The 2984-nt window shown below is 73.5% G+C and carries 4 protein-coding genes; all 4 read right to left on the minus strand.

The genetic code is table 11. The features are described 5' to 3' along the window. On the minus strand, window positions 1–823 hold an 823-nt coding region (locus MCBG_RS06955), incomplete at its 3' end, for an amidohydrolase family protein (RefSeq protein ID WP_051610990.1). Next, the gene (locus MCBG_RS06960; RefSeq protein WP_051610992.1) at window positions 823–1740 is read right to left on the minus strand and encodes an MBL fold metallo-hydrolase; all 918 of its coding nucleotides are present in this window, start codon (window positions 1738–1740) and stop codon (window positions 823–825) included. The genes MCBG_RS06955 and MCBG_RS06960, both read right to left, overlap by 1 nt. Next, the gene (locus MCBG_RS06965; RefSeq protein ID WP_043324780.1) at window positions 1737–2522 is read right to left on the minus strand and encodes an ABC transporter ATP-binding protein; all 786 of its coding nucleotides are present in this window, start codon (window positions 2520–2522) and stop codon (window positions 1737–1739) included. The genes MCBG_RS06960 and MCBG_RS06965 overlap by 4 nt, the downstream gene beginning before the upstream one ends. Continuing rightward, a partial coding sequence (locus MCBG_RS06970; RefSeq protein WP_157560817.1) for an ABC transporter permease occupies window positions 2519–2984 on the minus strand: 466 nt, incomplete at its 5' end. The genes MCBG_RS06965 and MCBG_RS06970, both read right to left, overlap by 4 nt.

Below are 2984 nucleotides of genomic sequence, written 5' to 3' on the forward strand. Positions count from 1 at the left end.
CTCCCGTTCGGCGACCGGCCAGTCCCCGCCGACGACCACGTGGTCGGCCCCCGAGCAGGTCGGTGGCGAAGCGGATCGCCGACGGCGCGAAGCCCATGGTGTCGGCGTACACGTGGGCGCGACGGCCGGGCGCGCTGAGCAACGCGCCCTCGTCGGTGGCGGCGGCGAGCGCCAGGCCGGCCACCCCGAGCATCGGGAAGACCACGTGCAGGCCGGGCAGCGCGGCCAGGGCGCCGCCGGTGAGCAGGGACAGCAGCGCGGCGGCGTTGATCGTGCCGCGGGCCAGCGACGTGCCGAGCCGGCCCAGGCCGGCGAACTCGGCGGTCAGCGTGGACCTGCTGATCGGATGCGCGAAGACCGGCACACCCAGCTCGGCCGCGGCGGACAGGGTGGGACGGGCGGCCGGGTCGCCGAGCAGCCGCCCGTCCGCGGCGGCGCAGTCGACGACGACGCCCGGCAGGCCCAGCTCGCGGACGGCCCGGACCACCTCCCCGGCGGCCGCGTCGCCGCCGAAGGCGTCGATCGTGGCGAGCCCGGCGAGGCGGCCCGGGTTCGCGGCGACCACGGCGGCCAGGTGGTCGTTGAGCCGCCGCAAATCGTCCGGCCGCGTCCGTTCGCCGTGCGGGGTGACCATCGCCGGCGGGGCGCTCAGGACGCGCAGGTCCACGCCGTGCCGGCCGGACTCGGCGAGCAGGCCGTCGAGGTCGGCGACCCGCCGGGCCGTGTCGGCCCAGCGGGCGGCGAGCACGCCGGTGGCGTTGTGCGGCAGCACCGCGGGATAGTCCGGACAGGCGTGGTGGGTGTGGAAGTCGGCGATGAGCATCAGACGTCGAGGAACGTGTAGGTGAAGCCGCGCTCGGCCCGGCGCACGTACCCGGCCGCGGGGAACGGGAAGTGCGCCGGCACGAGCAGGTCACCCGAGTCGGCGGCCCGTTCCAGCAGCCGGCGGCGCTGGTCGGCGGAGTCGCCCGGCACCACGCAGTAGCGGATGCTCCACTCCGGCCGTTCCAGCTGGACGCCGTGGTGCAGCATGTCGCCGGCGAACAACGCCCGCTGCCCGGCCGACTCGACGACCAGGTAGACGTTGCCGGGCGTGTGACCGAACGCGGGCACCAGGTGCACGTGCGGGGACAGGACGTGGTCGGCCTCGATCAGGTCGAGCACCCCGGCGTCGCGCAGCGGCAGGATGCTGTCGGCGATGTAGTCGCCGGTACGCTGCATGGCCCGCGCGCCGTCCGGGCCGGTCCACCAGTCGAACTCCTCCCGGACCACCAGGTACCGGGCGTTCGGGAAGGTCGGCTCCCAGCCGCCGCGGCCGTCCGCGCTGGTGGCGAAACCGACGTGGTCGACGTGCAGGTGGGTGAAGACGACGGTGTCGATGTCGCCGAGCGACACCCCGGCGCGGGCGAACTGTTCCAGGAACGGCCGGTCCGCCCGGTCGAACACGCCGCCGTTGCGCGGTTTGCCGTTGCCACCGCCGGCGTCGACCAGGATCAGCCGGTCCGGCGTACGCAGCAGGTGGGCCTCCTGGTTGAGCAGGATCCGGCCGTCGTGGGTGAACGGCTCCCGGGTGTAGAACGCGCCGTCGGTCCACGACTCGGTCGCCAGCTGCGGGAAGAACTCGGCCGGGTCCACGAAGTAGTCGACCTCGCGGATCGGGAAGACCTCGACCTCACCGACTCGGAAGGACCACAGCGGGCCCTCGCCGCCGCCGGTGTCGGTCCATCGGGCGTTGCTCATACCATCTCGCTCTCGGGGGTACGGCGGACCTGCGTCCACACTCGGGTGCGCAGCTCGCCGAAGCGGGCGGAGGAACGGGTGCCGATCTGTTCCCGGTCGGCGGGCAGGTCGACCGGGATGTCGGCCTGGACGCCGGAGACGCCGGCGCCGAGCACCACGACGCGCTGACTGAGGTAGACCGCCTCGTCGATGTCGTGGGTGACGAACACGATGGTCATGCCGTAGCGCTTCCACAGCGTGGCCACCAGGTCCTCCAGGTCGGCGCGGGTCTGCGCGTCGACGGCGGAGAACGGCTCGTCCATCAGCAGCAGCCGGGGCCGGTAGGCGACCGCGCGGGCGATCGCGACGCGCTGCTGCATGCCGCCGGAGAGCTGCCAGGGGTACGCGTCGCCGGCCGCGCCGAGTCCGACCGCGTCGAGCGCGTCGGCGACGAGTTCCCGCCGCCGCGCCCGGCTCAGGTCCAGGTGCCGCAGCGGCAGCTCGACGTTCTGCCGGACCGTCTTCCAGGCGTACAGGCTGCGGCCGTACTCCTGGAAGACGACGCCGAGGCCGGGCGGCGGTTCGGTGACCGGACGGCCGCCGAACCGGACCTGCCCCACGGTGGCCGGCAGCAGCCCGGCGACGATCTTGAGCAGGGTGGTCTTGCCGCAGCCGGACGGGCCGACGAGCGCGACGAACTCGCCCTCGGACACGGTCAGGTCGATCGCGGTCAGCACCTCGACGGTGCGTTCCCGGGCCCGGTAGGTCTTGCCGATCCCGGCGATCTCGAGCAGGGAGGTCATGGTCGCTCCGTGAGTTGTCCGGTGTGGCCGCGATGCCAGCGCAACGCGCGCCGCTCGACGAGCTCGAAGAGTTTGGCGAGCCCGAACCCGAGCAGGCCGATCAGCAGCACCCCGCTCCACATCTGCGGGATGGCGAAGCTGCGCTGGAACTGCACCACTGTGAAGCCGAGCCCGTCGGTGCTCATCAGCATCTCGCTGACCACCATCAGGATGATCGACAGGCCGAGGGCCTGCCGGGCGCCGGCGAAGATCTGCGGGCTCGCACCGCGCAGCGCCAGCAGGTGCCGGGTGCGGCGCGGCAGCCGGTACGCCGCGGCGGTCTCCAGCCCGACCTCGTCGGCGGCGCGGACGCCGTCGGCGGTGTTGAGCAGGATCGGCCAGACCGCGCCCACAGTGATGACGACCAGCTTGGTCGTGTCGCCGATGCCGACCGCCACCAGCAGCACCGGATCAGCACCGGGG

Origin of the sequence: Micromonospora sp. M42, assembly GCF_000568915.1 — a bacterium.
Lineage (GTDB): Bacteria > Actinomycetota > Actinomycetes > Mycobacteriales > Micromonosporaceae > Micromonospora > Micromonospora chalcea.